The sequence below is a fragment of the Motilibacter peucedani genome (assembly GCF_003634695.1).
Lineage (GTDB): Bacteria > Actinomycetota > Actinomycetes > Motilibacterales > Motilibacteraceae > Motilibacter > Motilibacter peucedani.
Genome location: NZ_RBWV01000009.1, coordinates 414458 through 431007 on the forward strand (window position 1 = coordinate 414458; position 16550 = coordinate 431007).

The following is a 16550-nucleotide window of genomic DNA, read 5'->3' on the forward strand; positions in this document are numbered from 1 at the left end:
CGCACCTGCCCCTGAGACCGGAAGTGCCCGACCGGGCGGGCGCTCAAACGGTCTGGGCCTGCCGGCTAGGGATCTCTTCGCTCGTCTAGCGCTTCGGCTAGATCGCGTTCGCGGGGGCGAGACTCGGTCTCGAGGTAGTAGACCGGCCGGCCCTGCGCCTGCTCGAACAGCCGTCCGAGGTACTCGCCCAGCAGGCCCACGCACAGCAGCTGGACCGCGCCCAGGAACAGCACGGCGAGCAGCACCGAGGTCCAGCCGGGCACGACGTGGCCGGCGAGCCGCGCGACGATCGCCCACAGCCCCAGTAGGAACGCGACCGCCGAGCCGCCGCCGCCGAGCCACGTGGCCCAGCGCAGCGGGGCACCCGTGAAGGCGGTGACGCTGTCGAGCCCGAGCCGCACCATCTTGCTGAGCGGGTAGTGCGTGCGCCCGGCCGCCCGCGGCTCGCGGACGTAGTCGACGCTCGCGCTCGGGTAGCCGAGCCAGGGCACCAGCAGCCGGTAGACGCGGTGGCGCTCGGGCAGCTCGAGCAGGTCGCGCACCACCGCCCGGCTCATCAGCCGGAAGTCGCCGGCATGGGCCGGGATGTCGGCGCCTGCCACGCGGCGCATCACGCGGTAGTAGACGCGCGCCGATCCCCGCTTGAACCACGAGTCGCTCGCCCGGCTGGCACGCACGGCATAGACGACGTCGACGCCTTCGCGCCGGGCAGCGCCGACGAGCTCGGCGATGACCTCGGGTGGGTCCTGCAGGTCGGCGTCGATCGTGACGACGAGCTCGCCGCGCGAGGCCTCCAGCCCCGCGGTGATCGCGGCCTGGTGGCCGGCGTTGCGACGCAGCCGGAGCGTACGCAGCTGCGGCCACCGCGCCGCGGCCGCGGCGAGCACCTCGCGGGTGCCGTCGGTGCTGCCGTCGTCGACGGCGAGCAGCTCGTAGTCGACGCCGAGGGCGTCGAGCACCGGGCGGGTGCGCGCGGCGAACAGGTCGAAGACCTCGACCTCGTTGAAGACCGGGACGACGACGCTGAGCACGGGCGTCACGAGTCGGCCGGCTGGCGGCGCAGGAAGCGGCCGAAGTGCGGGACCGTGAACGCGATGGAGCCGCGCTCGGCCGAGAAGACGAGCCCCTTCTTGATCAGCCCGTCGCGCACGGGCGACAGGCTGGCAGGCTTGCGGCCGAGCTGCGTCGCGACCGCGCTGGTCAGGACCGCGACGTCGCCCTCGGCGAGCTCGGCCATGGCGCGCATGTAGTCGCGCTCGGCGGGCGTCGCGCGGTCGTAGCGGCTGCCGAAGAAGCCGACGGCCAGCTCCTCCTCGGCGCTGGGGACCGCGACGCGTACGTCGTCCGCCGTGATCGGCGTCGCGGGCGCGGTGTCCCACACCGTCTTGCCGTAGGCCTGCACGAAGTAGGGGTAGCCGTCGGTCGCCGCGTAGAGCGCCGCGAGCGCCTCCTCGTCGAACTCGGCGCCCTCCTCCTTGGCCGGCGTCGTCAGCGCGCGGTCGAACTCGGCCCGGTCGAGCCGGTCGATGCGGGCGTAGCGGAACAGCCGCTCGGAGTAGGACTTGCTGGCGCTCAGCGTGGCCGGCAGGTGGGGGAGCCCGGCGCCGACGACCACAAGCGGTGCACCGGTCTGGCTGAGCTCGTGGCAGGCGGCGCAGAGGGCGTCGACGTCGCCTGGCGGGAGGTCCTGCATCTCGTCGAGGAACAGCGCGATGCCGGTGCCGACGTCCTGCGCGATGCTGGCGGCGTCGGTGAGCAGCTCGACCAGGTCGATCTCGAGGTCACCGGTGTCGGCGCGGCCCTTGGCCGGCAGCACGTCGATGCCCGGGTGCCAGCGGCCGGTGCCGCTCTTGAGGGCGAAGGCCTTGAGCGTGGCGAGGAACGCCTCGACGCGCTCGGGGTCGCGGTGGCGCGGGGCGAGCTCCCGGACGGCGAGGTGGAGCGCGCTGCTCAGCGGGCCGCGGAAGGACTGGCCCGGGCGGGCCTCGATCTTGCCGGTGCCCCACAGGCGCGTGATCGCGGCTGACCGCAGGGCGTTGAGGAGCACGGTCTTGCCGACGCCCCGCAGGCCGACGAGCACCAGGCTGCGCTCCGGGCGGCCCTTCGCCACGCGCTCGAGCACCACGTCGAAGGCGTCCAGCTCGCGGTCGCGGCCGGCCAGCTCGGGCGGGCGCTGGCCGGCGCCGGGGGCGTACGGGTTGCGGACGGGGTCCATGGCTAGGAGCGTATCCGGGCGTCTAGCGGTGACCCTAGAGCGACACAGCCACCGCGCCGCGGCGCGGCGAACACACGTCGGACTCGGCGTGGGTGATCGGGTGCCCGGAGCGGTGCTGCCGGAGTCACGACACGCGGGACGTCGCCCTTGACGAGGCCGACGATGTTGACGCAGTAGAGCAGCGCAGAGGCCGCGCCCCACACCACCGCCCCAGGCGGCCGGAGCCGAAGACCGCAAGCGTCAGCACGGAGGTCACGACCGGCGTCACGACGAGCATGGGCAGCAGCCGAGCCGCGCGGCCCAGGTAGAAGGCGGCGAGGCCGCCCGGGTGAGAGCCGACTGCCGCAGCACCAACGTGATGATCAAGAAGCCCGACAAGGTGCAAGCAGATCGAGACACCGACGTGCCCGCCGACGAGCTTCGCAACGCCGGGCGTGGTGGAGCATGACGCCGAGGATGGCCACAGCACGGATGCCGTCGATCCCCCGGGCCAGTAGCCGAGCCGATCGGGTGACGACGGTGCGGTGACGGGTCGCCCGTCGACGCCGGAGGAGTGGGTCACCGCCCAAGGACCCGTGACCGGGAGTGGCCGTGTCGCCGACGCAGTCCTCCTGCCAGCCCCTACCGGCCGCCCAGCAGCACGGTGCTGAGGACCTTCGACCGCCTGAGCAGCAGCACCGACACCGCCAGGGAGCCCGCGATGGCGGCCGCCGCTACGGGCACGACCGCGAGGCCCGGGATGTGCCAGCGGAAGAAGTAGACGTGGATCGCGTAGACGTCCAGAGTGAAGGGCGCCAGCCACAGCAGCGGGATGAGCAGGGCCCGCCGCCACCGCAGGACCGCGGCCACGACGGTGAAGCACGCGGCGATGCCGAGGCAGGGCACGAGGTACTCGTAGGCCTTCAGAACCGGGTGGTCGAGCGAAGACAGGTGAGCCGTAGAGAGTCGCTCCGACAGCCGCGCGGCGAAGTTGGGGTCTGCGTTGCGCCGCCACGTGAGGGCCAGCGGCAGGAACGCCAGCGCGGGCACGACCCCCCACCAGAGGTGCCACGGCACCCGGGCCCGCTTGAGCAGGTAGCCCGCGAAGAAGAAGAACAGGTGCCAGCGCAGCAGCACCGCGCCGTAGGCCGTCACCGGCGCCTCGTAGACCAGGACGAAGACCAGGACGAAGGACGCCAGCCCGACCAGGCGCTCGAGGCGCACCGCCACGCCCAGCGCGCAGTAGCAGAGGAACAGCACCCACAGGAACCAGAGCCCGAAGTCAGGCGAGCGGACCAGCTGCTTGACGTAGGCGGCGACTCCGATGTCGTCCCAGCGGTGCAGCACGACGTAGCTGACGGCGTACCACGCGGCGAACGGCACCACCAGGGTCCGAGCCCGGCGCCAGATGCTCGCGGCGCTGACCAGGTCGCGGGAGTAGGCGGCGGCGACACCGCTGAGGAACATGAACAGCGGCATGTGGAACGAGTAGATGACCCGGAAGACCGGGTTCGCGTCGAAGTCCCCGGTCGTGTCCTCGAGGCCGTGGCCCACCACCACCAGCACGATCGCCAGACCCTTGAGGGCGTCGAGGAGCACGTCGCGCCGCGACCCCGCCCGGGCGGCCGGAGCGGTCGGGTCACCGGCCGGGACCTCGGCCGCTCCGGCGACCGACCGCTCGAGCGGCGCAGTCATCGGTCCGCGCGCGGGCCGCCGCGCCGCCGTCCCTGCATGCCAGAACCCTAGCCCTGCACGTTGCACAGGGTCCACGACGCCGTAGGCGGGACGGCGGGCACCGGTACGCTGGGGCGCCGCTGCGGCCCCGTCGCGTCGCGGTGCCCCGGACCCGATCCTCGGAGGACAGCGCACGGTGCGAGCTCTTCTCCGCGACGGACGGCTCGCCGGGCTCGTCGCCCACTGGAGCCTGCTGGCCCTGGTCGCCGTGACGCTCGTGATCCGCCCGCTGGTCGACGCCTCCGGGCTCCCCAGCGTCGCGGAGAACGCCAACGCCGTGCTCGCCTTCGTGGCGGCCGCGTCGGTCGCCGCCCTGGTGGCTGCGAACTGGTCCGCGCAGACGGCCTCGGTCCGGCGGGCGACCGCAGCGTTCGCGGCGCTGGTCGTCGCGACGGCGGCCTCCTGGGTGGCCGGCTCGCCGCGCAGCCTGGCGAGCCTGGGCCTGGGGCTGGGGCTGGTGCTCCTGCTGCCGGGCGCCCTGCTGCTGGCAGCCGTCGCCAGCGCCTCCGCGCACGGCGGCCTCGACGTGCTGCTGCTGAAGCTGGCAGTGCTCCTGCAGGTGGCCTTCGGCCTGTTCCAGTACTTCCACGAGTCGGTCGCCGACCGCGCCCCGTTCGCCGCCGACGCCGTGAACGGCACGACCTCCCACAACTTCTGGCCCGCCTTCGCGCTGCCGGCCGCCACGGTCCTGGCCCTGCTGGTGCGCGGCTCGTGGCGGACCGCGTGGCCGGTGGCCGTGGTGACCCTGTCGGTCTACGCCGAGGCCAAGGCAGCGCTGGTCGTCTGGGTGCCGCTGCTCCTCCTGCTCGCCGTGCTGAGCGCGGCGCGGGTGGTGCGCACCCGTCTCGCGCGGGGGGATCGCGCCAGCTCGGCCGCCGAGGTCCAGGGCCTGCTGGTCGTGGCGGCAGCAGCCGCCGTGCTCATGGGCGGTCTCGCCTACACACCCTCGGTCGAGGGCACGTGGCAGGTCTTCAAGGGCCATGCCACCGAGCTCGACGCCTTCGCGCACGACCAGCCGACGGCCGAGACCGGCACCCCGGCCGCGACGCTGCGCGACGCGCTCACGACGCTCGGCCACGACGTGCCCGCGTCACCACGCACCTTCCTGCTCGGGCTCGGCCCGGCCAACTCGGTGAGCCACGCCGCCGAGGTGGCCGCGTCGGGCGGCAAGGGGTCGACGCACCTGCCGGCCCCCGGGCCGGTCGCGCGCCTACTGCTCGGCACCAAGGGCCAGCTGCAGTTCGAGGACGCCCAGAGCAGCCTGCTCGGCGTCTGGGGGGACCTCGGCGCCGTAGGTGCGCTGCTCTACCTGCTCTCCCTCGGCCTGTCAGCGTGGGCCGCCCTGACCGTCGTGCTCGCGCGCCGCACCGACGTGCTGCGTCGGGCGCTCATGGTGGTGCTGGTGCCGCTCGGTGTCCTGGGCGCCTCGTCGGCGCTCGACTGGAGCGAACAGGCGAGCATCGTGCTGCCGGTCGCGCTCGTGGTCGTCGTCGCCGTCAGCAGCGGCGACGAGGGCCCGCTCGCCGTCGGAGCGGGAGATCGTCGGAAGGTAGGATCCGCGGGTGCGCGTATTGGTGGTCCACAACCGGTACCGCAGCGTCAACCCCTCCGGCGAGAACCGCGTCGTCGACCTCGAGGTGGAGGAGCTCCGGCGCGCCGGGCATGACGTCGCCACGTACGTCCGCGACAGCGACGAGCTCGAGACCATGGGCACGGCGGAGAAGCTGAGGTCGGTCGTCGCGCCGGTCCGCTCGCCGCGCGCTGTCCACGACGTGGCCCGGCTGCTGGCCACCCACCGCTCGCAGGTGCTGCACCTCCACAACCCCTACCCGCTGGTGTCGCTCTCGGTCGTCGACACGGCGAGGGCGCACGGCGTACCCGTCGTGCAGACGGTCCACAACCACCGGCACACCTGCATGAAGGGCACCTACCTGCGCGACGGGCACGAGTGCCGCGACTGCCTCGTGTCGGGCACCCCGCTGCCCGGAGTGCGGCACCGCTGCTACCGCGACTCGTTGCCCCAGAGCGTCGTCATGGCCACCGCGCTGGTGACGCACCGGCGCACGCTCGACCGCATCGACAGGTTCATCGCTCTGACGCCCGAGATCCGCGAGAGCCTCCTGCAGCGGGGCACTGACCCCGCCCGCATCGTCGTCAAGCCGAACGCCGTGCCCGACCCGGGCTCACCGGCGCCACTCGGGCGCTCGGTGACCTACATCGGGCGCGTGTCGCGCGAGAAGGGCGTCCTGGCGCTGCTGGACGCCTGGACCCGGCTGCCCGCGCAGCGAGGGAGGCAGCTGCGCATCGCAGGTGCCGGACCCGAGTCCGACGAGATCGCCCGCCGGGCGGTCGACCGCGACGACGTCGAGGTGCTCGGCCTGCTCGACCCCGACGGCGTCCGCCGGGTGCTGGAGGACTCGGCCCTGGTCGTCGTCCCCTCGCTCTGGGCCGAGGCGCTCCCGCTGGTCGTGCTGGAAGCCATGGCGGCCGGACGGCCGCTCCTCGTGACCGACCAGGGCGGCCTCCCGGCGGTCGTCGGCTCCGAGACCGGGCTCGTCGTGCCCGCGAGCGTCGACGGGATCGAGGGTGGCCTGGCGACGCTGCTCTCCGACCGCGCGCTGCTCGAGCAGCGCGGGAGCGCCGCACGAGCCGCCTACGAGCAGCGCTACTCCCCGAGCGTCGTCACCCGCGAGCTGGTGGCCGTCTACGAGTCGGTCGTGGCCGGCAGCGCCGGGGCGGCCGCGTGACGGGTCGGGCCGGTGCGCCGCTGGTCGTGGTGAGCAACTACTCCGGCGGCATCCGGCGCTACGTCTGGCTGGCCGCTGCCGCCGCCCCTGGCGAGGTGCAGGAGCTCGACAGCGCCGGCCCGCTGCCCGCCAAGGTGCGCCGGCTGCGCCGGCTGCTGCACGAGCGCAGCGGCTCGGAGGTGGTCGTCACCCACGGCGTCGCGGCAGGGGTGGCCGCGCGACTGCGCGGGCGACGCCATCGCGAGTCGGTCCATGTCGAGTTCTGGCACGGCGACCCCTTCTTCCTGTCGCCGCGCAAGCGCGTCGTCTTCGACGCCGCCCGTCGCGTGGGGCGTGCGCCCGACCTGCAGGTCTTCGTGCACGAGGGCCTCCGTCCGCTCTACGCCGACCGCTCCGTCCGCAGCGTGGTCCTGCCCAACACCGTCCCGCTGGCCGAGGCCGCGTCCGGGCAGCGCGAGCGCGTCGTGCTCTACCTCGGCCGCTACTCCGCCGAGAAGGGCGTCGAGGACCTCCTCGCTGCCTGGCGGCTGCTCGGCGGCCCGTCCACCGGTGGGCCGGCTGCCGAGGGGTGGCGGCTGCAGCTGCACGGCGACGGCGACCTGCCAGGTGGTGACCCGGCCGGGTCGCCGGCGCTGCGCGTCGGAGGCCCCACCGAAGACCCGCTCGCCGAGCTGGCGCGCGCGTCGCTGCTCGTCGTGCCCAGCCACGCGGAGTGCTCGCCCTACGTCGCGCTCGAGGCCCTGGCCTCGGCCACCCCCCTCGTCGCGACCTCCGTCGGCGACCTGCCCGAGACGGCCGGCAGTTCGGGCGCCGGGTGGCTGGTCGACCCGCGCGAGCCGGCTGCCCTGGCAGCCTCGATCGCCGCCGCGACGGCCGTGGGTGACGCCGAGCTGCGCCGCCGCGGCGAGCTCGGACGTGCCTGGCTGGCCCGGTCGCGACCCTTCGACGCCTGGTCGGCAGCCGTGTCGGCGCTCTACGCAGGAGAGGCCCCGTGACGACGCTGCGGACGATCATCCGGCCGCCCAGGACGGCGGCCCGCGGCCGTCACGCCCGCGGCGACGCGCCGGGCTCCCCGCTGCTGGCCTCCCTCGCCCTGCTCGCAGCCCTGTGCTGGCTGCTCGCCACCGGCCGCTGGGGCGCCTACGTCGGCCTGCCCCACGACCGGCTCTTCGCCACCGACATCGCTCTCGGGGCGTCGGCGCTCGCGCTGCTGCCTCACCTGCGTACGCAGGCGCGGGGCCTGCGACGCCTGGCGCGCGACCCCCTGGCGGTCGTGATGCTCGCCCTGTTCGCCTGGTGCACGGTGCGCTTCCTGTCGCCGCTGCACTGGACGCACGACGGGCTGCGCGACTACGTGCCCTACGGCTACGCGCTGGTGGCCCTGCTCGCGGTGCTGACCCGGTCCTGGCGCCGGCTGCGGGCCTGGCACGTCGGGGTGGTGCTCGTCGCCCACCTCGTCTGGGTCTACTACAGCGCCCGGATCCTCGCGCGCTGGGACACCCCGGTGCTCGGACCCATCCGCATGTTCACCCTCCGCACGGACTTCGAGGCGATGGTCTTCGGGCTCGGGGGCATCTTCTCGCTGCTCCAGCTGCTGCGCCCCTCCCACTGGGCGGCACGCGCCGGCTGGCTGGCCCTCGGCCTGGCCAGTTTCTACGAGCTGCTGCAGCAGAACAACCGGGCCTCCGTCGTCGCCACGGCCGTCGGCATCGTGGGCGTCGGCCTGCCGCTCGCCGTCCGGCTGCTCTCGACGCCGCGACTGTCCCGCTGGCACAAGGCCGCCTTGGCTGCGCTGACGCTCGTCGTCGTGGTGGTCGGCGGCATCCTGTCTGCCCACTCCCCGACCGTGGTCAAGATCCAGAACACGCTCAACGGCAAGGAGGAGGGAACGGTCCAGGCCCGTCAGGAGGTCTACCGGCGCGTCGTGCACCACGCCACGTCCTCGCCCTCGCACGTGCTCGTGGGCGACGGGTTCGGCCCCGACTTCCTCGAGGAGATCGGAGCCGCGCGCTACTACGAAGCGTCCTACGACCGGGTGCGCGCGCCGCACGACATCGTCCTCAACACCCTGGCCCGCACCGGCTTCCCAGGTGCCGTCCTGCACGCCGGCGTCATACTGCTGGCCATGGTCTCGGCGGTCCGCGCCCTCTGGCGGCCCAACCGGTCGCCCGGGCTCCAGCTCGCCGCGGTGTCCGTGCTCGTGGTGCCCGTCGTCGCCCTCTTCGGCGTCATCCTCGAGTCGCCGTTCGGGGCGGTGCCGTACTTCTGGGCGGTGGGGACCCTGCTCGCGGCGCTCAGCTTCGGTGACGAGGCCGAGGTCGATCAGTGAGCCTCCACGCCGGGGGCCCTGCACCGACCAGCGGTGAACGGCCCCGGGTGTCGGTGCTGCTGCCGGTCTACAACGCCGGCGAGTTCCTCGCGCCGGCGGTCGAGAGCGTGCTGCAGCAGCAGGACGTCGAGCTCGAGCTGCTCGCGCTCGACGACGGGTCGACCGACGGGTCCGGCGACTACCTCGACCGCCTCGACGACCCGCGCGTCACCGTGGTGCACCAGCCCAACGCGGGACTGGTCGCCACGCTCCAGCGCGGGCTCCAGCTCGCCTCCCACCCCCTCGTCGCACGGATGGACGCCGACGACCTGTCGCGACCCGGCCGGCTGCGGCGCCAGGCCGAGGCCCTGCTCGCCGACCCGGCCCTCGCTGCGGTGGCGTGCTGCTTCGCGACCGTGGACGACGGTGGGCGGCGGCTGCGCGAGACGCACCTCTACGGCGACCCCGCGCTGCTGCGGCGCCAGCTCTACTTCCGCAACGTGCTGCCGCACGGTGCCGTCATGATGCGCAAGGAGCTGGCGCTGGCGGTGGGCGGCTACCGCGAGGTCGGCCCGGCCGAGGACTACGACCTCTGGTGCCGCCTGTCGGACGTCGCGAGCATCGGGGCGCTGCCAGAGGTGCTCTACGACCACCGCTCGAACCCGGGCGGGGTGAGCCAGACCGGCAGGGAGCGCCAGCTGCAGAGCCTCGCCTCGCTGCGCGCGCAGCTGCACGCACGGTCCCCTTTGCGCCTGCCCGGACCGCTGGCCGTGGCGCGGGAGGGCAGCCGCCTGGTGGACCAGCAACCGCGGTGCCCGGACCTCGCGGCCAGCTACGCGTTCGACTGCGTAGGCCTCGCGGTGACGCTCGCGCGCCGGCATCGCTGGCTGCAGGCGGCGCGTGCAGCGCTCGGCGCCGCCGCCTTCGGCGCCGCGCGGCCGCGTGCGCTGCACGGCGCCTGGCAGCTCGCGCGCAGCGGCTGAGCCGTCAGCGCGATCCCGGTCGCGCCCGCAGGGCGGTGCCGCCCAGCGCCTTGAGCCGGCGGCCCGACGACAGCGCACGGGCGACCGCTCGCGCGCCGCGCTCGGAGGTCTCGGCGAGCAGCGCTGCCCGCACCCCGCGGCCCAGCGCCTGTTCCGCCAACTCGAGCGGGCGCCCGGCCTCGCGCCGCCAGAGGACGAAGTCCAGCCAGGCGGCCTGCTGGCCGGGGTGCACGGCGAACTCCTCCGCGCCCCGGATGCTGGTCGAGGGCTCGTCGGTGTAGCGCACGAGCGGCTCGTCGATGCCGCTCCAGTCGTGCGACGTGGCTACGCGCAGCCACGTGGCGTAGTCCTCGCAGCCGCGCACCGAGTAGGACGCCGCCACTCCGCCGACCGACAGGAGCACGTCGCGGCGCAGCAGCACGGTGCTGTTGATGACGCTGTTGACCTTCACGAGGTCGGCGAGGGCGAGCGTGGCGGGCAGCCCGTCGAGCACGCGGCCCGCGACCTGGCCGTCGACGACGCGGTCCGCGTTCGAGCACAGCGCGACGGCGCCGGTCCGGGCCGCCTGCTGCAGCTGTCGCTCCAGCCGCTCGGGAGCCCACGTGTCGTCGGAGTCGAGGAACGCGACCCAGTCGGTGTCCAGCACCGCCACGCCGGCGTTGCGGCTGCGGCCCGGCAGCGCGGTGCGCGGCGCCTTGACCAGCGTCGCCAGTCCGGCGAGGCGGATCTCCAGCGCCTCGACGGTCGCCGACGAGCTGCCGTCGTCGACCACGACGACCTGGTCGGCGGGCCGCGTCTGCTCCAGGACGCTGCGCACCGCGCGCTCGGTCTCGTCGACGCGCTCGTAGGTCGGGATCACGACGCCGACTGTGGGCGTGGGCACCAGGGGCTCCTCGGAGGTCGACGGGCTGCGGGGTGGGCGGTCGTGCGGAGCGGTTCGGGCGCGACGGCGCCCCTCAGCGGCCCGAGAAGGTGCGCCGGTCGAGGGTCAGCCACGAGGGCGGCAGCAGGTCACGGTCGCTGACGGTCGGCTCGTCGAACCACGGGCGCGGCGAGACGACCGGACGCCCGGGGCGCTGCCCCGACCAGCCGCCCCACCAGGAGAAGGAGCTGTTGGCGGTGACGAGGGCCGGCGCGGCCCTCATCAGGAGCAGCTCGTCGACGGCGTCCATGCCGGGCTGTGCGAGCGGCACGAGCTCGCCCAGGTCGGAGAGCTCCTCGAGCGCGAGCGGCAGGTCGTCGCTCAGCAGCAGCAGCGGCCCCGAGAACCCGCAGCGGCGCAGGAGTCCGACCGCCTCGCGGTAGTACTGCGCTCCAGCAAGGCCGTGGTAGCCCGCCGCCGCGAGGTAGTCACCGCGGCGCACGTGCACGACGACGGCACCGGGGTCGATGTCGACGGCCGCGAGCCGCTCGGCACGATGCTCGGCGAGGCGGCGGAAGTGGGCGTGCATCTGCTCGCTCACCGGCTCGACGTAGCGCCACGACTGGAAGTAGCCGAACAGGCAGCTGCCCGCAGGCTGGGCCAGCGCCTGCTGGTCGAAGGAGAACGCGGGCTCGCGGTAGCTGCACGCCCGAGGGGCGGCCCGGAACTTCTCGAGGAGGCCCGCGCCCGGGTGCTCGGCGTATCCGAGGTCGACCACCTCGGCGGGCAGTCCGAGGGAGTCGAGCAGCCACGGCCGGTCGTCGCGCTCGCGGTGCAGCCCGACGTCTACGCGCAGCTCCGCACCGGCTGCACGTGCTGCCGAGAGGCCCGCCGCGTAGATGAACAGCTGGTTGCCCAGACCGCCCTGCGAGTGCACGGTCACCGTGCCCTCGGCACCGTGGCCCGGCTGGCGCTCCGCGTAGGCCGTCAGCGCCCGGTGAGCGATCGTCCCGGCCGCGGACCGGGCGCTGCGCAGCGGGCTCACGGGCCCACCCGCTCGGAGGTGAGGCCGGAGAGCTCGACCTGGCGGGCGAAGTCGGGCACGGCAGCCCCCACCTCGTCGAAGGTCCCGTGCGCCACGAGGTACCCCTCGCGGAAGAACAGCACCTGGTCGGCCTCCCTGACCGTGGAGAGGCGGTGGGCGACGACGATCTTGGTCAGCCCCTCGAGCTGGGTGAGCGTCTCGGTGATGCGCGCCTCGGTCTCGACGTCGAGGGCGCTGGTCGCCTCGTCGAGGATGAGCACCTGCGGTCCGGTGAACAGCGCCCTGGCGATGCCCAGCCGCTGGCGCTGCCCGCCCGACAGGCCGGACCCCCCGTCACCGAGGGTGAAGTCGAGCCCGCCCGGCAGCTTGCGCACGACGTCGTCCATGGACGCCCGCCGCAGTGCGTCCCACACACGCTGGTCGGTGTCGGTGTCGTGGGGCACCCCGAGAGCGACGTTGTCGCGGATGGTCGCCGGCATGAGGAAGATCGACTGCGGCACGTAGCCGACGAGGCTCAGCCACTGGCGCCGCACGCCGCGCAGCGGCAGGCCGTCGACGCGCACCTCTCCCGCCGACGGCGGCAGCAGCCCGAGCAGGATGTCGACCAGCGTGCTCTTGCCCGAGCCCGAGGACCCGACGACGGCCGTCATCCGCCCGGCGGGCATGAGCACCGAGACGTCCGTGAGCGCGTCGCGGTCGGCGCCGTCGTAGCGGAAGCCCACGCCCTCCAGGGCGACGCCCTGCGTCAGCTCCAGCTCGACGTCGAGCTCAGGCTCGTCGCGCGCCGCGCGCGCCTCGACGGCGAGGGCCTCGTCGAGCTGGCCCTGCAGGGCGAGGGCGCGCTCCCCGAAGGGCTGGCCGCTGCGGATCAGGGCGGCGCTGCTCTGCAGCCGTTGGAGGCTCGGCAACAGGCGGAACCCGGTGACGGCGAACAACGCGAGCCCGGACACGGCGCCCGAGAACCCGACGAAGGGCAGCTGGATCGCGAACGCGAAGGCCATGCCGAGCACGAGCGCGGACTCGAGGAAGTATCGCGGCAGGATGTTGAGGTAGGCGACCTCGGCGCGGCTGGCGGCACCGCGCGAGCGGATGTCGGACACCCGGTCGACGAAGTGGTCGGAGACCCCGCGGGTCACGACCTCGCGGAAGCCACCGAGGGCCCACTGGATGACGATCATGCCGGAGCGAGTCGTGTCGACGTCGACCTCGCCCGCGCGGCGGGCGCGCGTACCGATCCACCGGTTGAGCACTGTCAGCACGACGGTGAAGTAGAGCAGCGACCCGAGCGCCACGAGGGGCGCGAGGAGCAGCAGCCCGACCGTCAGCATGGCCACCAGCACGAGCTCGGCGGCGATGAGGACGACCGGCGCGACCGCCTTCATGAGCAGCGCCTCGGAGCCCACGGTGATGTCGGTCATCACGTCGATGTAGCGACGAGGCAGGTGGAAGGTCAGGGGTGCGCGCATGAGCTTGGCCATGAGGCCGGAGGTGAGCGCCGCCTCCTGTCGGGCGAGGAACCGCATCACCCGGCGCAGGACGCCCGCCGCGAGGACCCCCTTGCCCACGAACAGCAGCACCACGACGATGCCCAACGTGCTGACGACCGCATTGGGTGAGCTGATGCCCACGTCCGACAGCGGCGTGCGCACGAAGCCCGGGATCGGCTTGAGCCGGTCCTCCTCGCTCGCCGAGCCCAGCGCCGTGATGCCCAGGACGAGCACGAGGGCCACCAGGTCGAGCACCGAGATCAGGGCCAGCGCGAGGACGACGAGACGGAGGTGACGCTGCGACCGCCGAGGCACCGTCCTGTACGCGGCCAGGAGGTACTGCTTCAGGGGCATGCATCGGCTTCCGTCGAGGTCAGCCGCGCTCGTCACGGCCGGGACGGTCCCCTAGGGTACGCGGCGGCGCCGCACGCCCGGCGCACCGCGAGCGCTCGGCTACCCTCGCACGAGCGGTCGCGCCGTGAAGAGACGAAGGAGCTGGTCGTGCCCACAGAGGTGTCACCGACGTCGCAGCCGCACGCCGAGGGCACCGCGTGACCAGATCCGTGGGACTGCTCGTCATCGCCACCGGCCGCTACGTCCAGTTCGCCGACGACCTCGTGCGCGACGTCGAGGAGCACCTGGTCGACGCGGCCGAGGTGACGCTCAACCTGTTCACCGACGCCGCGCCCGACGAGCTCGCCGCGCGTTGGCCCTCGCGGACGGTGCGCCTCAACGTGCTGCCGGTGCCGGCGCTGCGCTGGCCGGAGGCGTCGCTCTACCGCTACGAGCTGTTCTCCCGAGCGGGGGACGACCTCGTCGGCGACGAGCTGGTCTACCTCGACTCCGACCTGCGCATCGTCCGCCCGTTCCTCGACCAGGTCCGGCCGGCCGACTGGCCCGGTCAGCTGGCGGCGGTGCGCCACCCCGGCTACTACCGCCCCCGCCAGGTGCGCCCTCGCGGCACCTGGGAGACCCGTCGCGAGTCGACGGCACGCGTGCCCCGGTGGCGGCAGCGGCGCTACGTCTGCGGCGGGGTGTGGATGGGCTCGCGCGGCTCGGTGCTCGGCATGAGCACGGAGCTCGCCGAGCACGTGCGCACCGACGCATCCCGCGGCGTCACCGCGGTCTGGCACGACGAGAGCCACTGGAACTGGTGGGTGGCCAACCGCCCGACGGCCGTGCTCGACCCCCGCTTCTGCTACGTCCCCGACTACCCCTGGCTGGAGGGACTCGATCCCTACGTGCTCGCGGTCGACAAGGGCGCGTCGTTCGTGCGCGAGGCGACCGACGCCTCGGCGCGGACCGCCCTCATGGGCGGGCCGCCCGACGGCGGGCAGCGCGAAGCGCCCGAGGGCGGGCCCCACCCCTCCCCGTGAGCCGGGGAGGGGCTGCGCTCACTTGTCGACGCGTACGTGCCGGCCGCTGAGCTGGTCCTCGAGCGACTGGCGGTCGGCGTCGACCATGAGCTCGGCGAGCGCGCGCCAGTCGGTCTTGGGCTCCCAGCCCAGGACCTCCTTGCACTTGGTCGGGTCGCCGATCAGCGCATCGACCTCGGAGGGGCGCTCGTAGCGCGGGTCGGTGCGGACGTACTGCTGGTAGTCGAGCCCGGCCCGGGCGAAGGAGACCTCGCAGAAGTCGCGCACGGTCGCCGCACGGCCGGTCGCGACCACGTAGTCGTCGCCGGCGTCCTGCTGCAGCATCAGCCACTGCGCCTCGACGTACTCCTTGGCGTAGCCCCAGTCGCGCACCGCGTCCAGGTTGCCCAGGTAGAGCGCCTCCTGCAGCCCCGCCGCGATCCGCGCGACCGCCCGGGTGATCTTGCGGGTGACGAACGTCTCACCGCGGCGCGGGGACTCGTGGTTGAACAGGATCCCGTTGGTCGCGTGCATGCCGTAGGCCTCGCGGTAGTTCACCGTGGCCCAGTAGGCGTAGACCTTCGCCGCGCCGTACGGGGAGCGCGGGTGGAACGGAGTCGACTCGTTCTGCGGCGGCGGGGTCGAGCCGAACATCTCCGAGCTCGAGGCCTGGTAGAACCGGGTCGCCACCCCGCTCGCGCGGATCGCCTCGAGCAGCCGGATCGTGCCCAGCCCGGTCACGTCGCCGGTGTACTCCGGCATCTCGAAGCTGACCTTCACGTGGGACTGCGCGCCCAAGTGGTAGACCTCGTCGGGCTGCACGTCGCGCATCAGGTTGACCAGCATCGTCGCGTCGGACAGGTCACCGTGGTGCAGCACCATGTGCACGTCGGACTCGTGGGGGTCCTGGTAGATGTGGTCGATCCGGTCGGTGTTGAAGGTCGACGCCCGACGGATGATCCCGTGGACCTCGTAGCCCTTCTCCAGCAGCAGCTCGGCGAGGTACGAGCCGTCCTGGCCGGTCACACCGGTGATGAGCGCAGACTTCGTCATTCGGAGAGTGTCCCCAGGGTGCGTGGACGCGGCATCGCCGCGGCTTCTGGCCGCCGAGTATTCCACGAGCGCCCTGGTGGGCGCCTCGAGCCGCTGCCGCAGGAGCCCTGGCGAGACGTTCCCGAGAAAAGTTCGCCGAGCACTGAACCTCGGCGTGGCCTCACCGTCTCACACCGGATGTTCTGCATTCTTCGGAGCGCGACCTCGGTCTCGTCCCACGCACGATGGAGGCCACATGAGCGCCCTGCTCGAGCCGACCCCTGGACGCCGCGGGGAGCGCGCTGCACGAGGCGGAGCCCAGGTCGCGGAGCCCGATGGTTCCCGTCAGACCGGTACAGTCCCTCAGATGCCCGCCGCCAGCCACGCCGCAGACGCCCGCTCGGGCCTGCGCCGCGCCCCGCGAGCCGACCGCGCTCGACTGCTCCAGGGCCTCGGCCCCCGCTTCCGCTTCGGCGAGGTCGAGCTCGTCGACTCCACCGTCGACGAGGCGGCCGACGCCATCGTCGCCGCCGGCCTCGCGCGCCAGAGCGTGGGCATCCACATGTGCAACGCCTTCACGCTGACGATCGCGATGCGCGAGCCGCGCTACGCCGCGTCGCTCTCGCACCACTCCTTGAACCTCCCCGACGGCACCCCGCTCGTGTGGTTCAACCGCCTGGTCAACGGCCGCGCTCCGCGCGGGCCCGTGCGCGGCCCGAGCTTGATGAAGGCCGTGCTGGCACGCCCGGACGTGCGCCACTTCCTCCTCGGCGGCTCGGAGGCGGTGCTCGCCGACCTGGAGC

13 protein-coding genes and 1 pseudogene are annotated in these 16550 nt (G+C 73.6%); 7 read left to right on the top strand and 7 right to left on the bottom strand.

The window, feature by feature from the left end; all coding sequences use genetic code 11:
* Positions 1-65 precede the first annotated feature (65 nt).
* The 3 genes from CLV35_RS03500 to CLV35_RS03510 all read right to left on the bottom strand — a co-directional run bounded on the left by CLV35_RS03500 (position 66) and on the right by CLV35_RS03510 (position 3889).
* Positions 66-1040: a glycosyltransferase family 2 protein gene (locus CLV35_RS03500; RefSeq protein ID WP_121192001.1), complete on the bottom strand. Its 975-nt coding sequence runs from the start codon at positions 1038-1040 to the stop codon at positions 66-68.
* Positions 1037-2215: an ATP-binding protein gene (locus tag CLV35_RS03505; RefSeq protein WP_121192002.1), complete on the bottom strand. Its 1179-nt coding sequence runs from the start codon at positions 2213-2215 to the stop codon at positions 1037-1039. The genes CLV35_RS03500 and CLV35_RS03505 overlap by 4 nt, the downstream gene beginning before the upstream one ends.
* 621 nt (positions 2216-2836) lie before the next feature.
* Positions 2837-3889, bottom strand: coding sequence for an acyltransferase family protein (locus CLV35_RS03510; protein ID WP_121192003.1), 1053 nt, complete (start codon positions 3887-3889; stop codon positions 2837-2839).
* 175 nt (positions 3890-4064) lie between these two features.
* Between CLV35_RS03510 and CLV35_RS03515 the strand changes: the two genes are divergently transcribed.
* Genes CLV35_RS03515 through CLV35_RS03535 form a run of 5 tightly spaced genes read left to right on the top strand, consistent with a single transcriptional unit; the run spans position 4065 to position 9966 of the window.
* A complete protein-coding gene (locus CLV35_RS03515; RefSeq protein ID WP_121192004.1) occupies positions 4065-5594 on the top strand; it encodes a hypothetical protein in 1530 nt (509 codons plus the stop codon).
* On the top strand, positions 5491-6675 hold the full coding sequence (locus CLV35_RS03520; protein WP_121192005.1) for a glycosyltransferase family 4 protein: 1185 nt from the start codon (positions 5491-5493) through the stop codon (positions 6673-6675). The genes CLV35_RS03515 and CLV35_RS03520 overlap by 104 nt, the downstream gene beginning before the upstream one ends.
* On the top strand, positions 6672-7670 hold the full coding sequence (locus tag CLV35_RS03525; RefSeq protein ID WP_121192006.1) for a glycosyltransferase family 4 protein: 999 nt from the start codon (positions 6672-6674) through the stop codon (positions 7668-7670). The genes CLV35_RS03520 and CLV35_RS03525 overlap by 4 nt, the downstream gene beginning before the upstream one ends.
* Positions 7667-9004 carry an O-antigen ligase family protein gene (locus CLV35_RS03530; RefSeq protein ID WP_121192007.1) on the top strand — a complete coding sequence of 446 codons (1338 nt, stop codon included), beginning with the start codon at positions 7667-7669 and terminating at the stop codon, positions 9002-9004. Before CLV35_RS03525 ends, CLV35_RS03530 begins: the two co-directional genes overlap by 4 nt.
* Entirely contained in the window at positions 9001-9966 is a 966-nt protein-coding gene (locus CLV35_RS03535; RefSeq protein ID WP_121192008.1) for a glycosyltransferase family 2 protein, read from the top strand. The genes CLV35_RS03530 and CLV35_RS03535 overlap by 4 nt, the downstream gene beginning before the upstream one ends.
* 4 nt (positions 9967-9970) lie before the next feature.
* Here the strand turns inward: CLV35_RS03535 and CLV35_RS03540 are convergent, their stop codons facing one another.
* From CLV35_RS03540 to CLV35_RS03550, 3 genes are all read right to left on the bottom strand, one after another.
* Positions 9971-10849 carry a glycosyltransferase family 2 protein gene (locus CLV35_RS03540; protein ID WP_183061648.1) on the bottom strand — a complete coding sequence of 293 codons (879 nt, stop codon included), beginning with the start codon at positions 10847-10849 and terminating at the stop codon, positions 9971-9973.
* 73 nt (positions 10850-10922) lie between these two features.
* Entirely contained in the window at positions 10923-11873 is a 951-nt protein-coding gene (locus tag CLV35_RS03545; RefSeq protein WP_121192010.1) for an alpha-1,2-fucosyltransferase, read from the bottom strand.
* Positions 11870-13714, bottom strand: coding sequence for an ABC transporter ATP-binding protein (locus tag CLV35_RS03550; RefSeq protein ID WP_121192011.1), 1845 nt, complete (start codon positions 13712-13714; stop codon positions 11870-11872). Before CLV35_RS03550 ends, CLV35_RS03545 begins: the two co-directional genes overlap by 4 nt.
* A gap of 197 nt (positions 13715-13911) precedes the next feature.
* Here CLV35_RS03550 and CLV35_RS03555 point away from each other — a divergent pair, with 197 nt between their 5' ends.
* Positions 13912-14736 carry a glycosyltransferase family protein gene (locus CLV35_RS03555; RefSeq protein ID WP_121192012.1) on the top strand — a complete coding sequence of 275 codons (825 nt, stop codon included), beginning with the start codon at positions 13912-13914 and terminating at the stop codon, positions 14734-14736.
* A gap of 18 nt (positions 14737-14754) precedes the next feature.
* On the opposite strand, the gene gmd is transcribed toward CLV35_RS03555, so the two are convergent.
* Entirely contained in the window at positions 14755-15768 is a 1014-nt protein-coding gene (gene gmd / locus CLV35_RS03560) for a GDP-mannose 4,6-dehydratase (protein WP_121192013.1), read from the bottom strand.
* Positions 15769-16339: 571 nt separating this feature from the next.
* Here gmd and CLV35_RS20955 point away from each other — a divergent pair.
* Positions 16340-16543 (top strand): annotated as a pseudogene (locus tag CLV35_RS20955) (WecB/TagA/CpsF family glycosyltransferase); the annotation flags it as partial.
* Positions 16544-16550 lie beyond the last annotated feature (7 nt).

What these genes read in the sequence shown, in the direction of transcription:
- CLV35_RS03550 (WP_121192011.1), bottom strand. Translation starts at nt 13,714, where the DNA reads ATGCCCCTGAAGCAGTACCTCCTGGCCGCGTACAGGACGGTGCCTCGG.
- CLV35_RS03510 (WP_121192003.1), bottom strand. Translation starts at nt 3,889, where the DNA reads ATGACTGCGCCGCTCGAGCGGTCGGTCGCCGGAGCGGCCGAGGTCCCG.
- gmd (WP_121192013.1), bottom strand. Translation starts at nt 15,768, where the DNA reads ATGACGAAGTCTGCGCTCATCACCGGTGTGACCGGCCAGGACGGCTCG.
- CLV35_RS03505 (WP_121192002.1), bottom strand. Translation starts at nt 2,215, where the DNA reads ATGGACCCCGTCCGCAACCCGTACGCCCCCGGCGCCGGCCAGCGCCCG.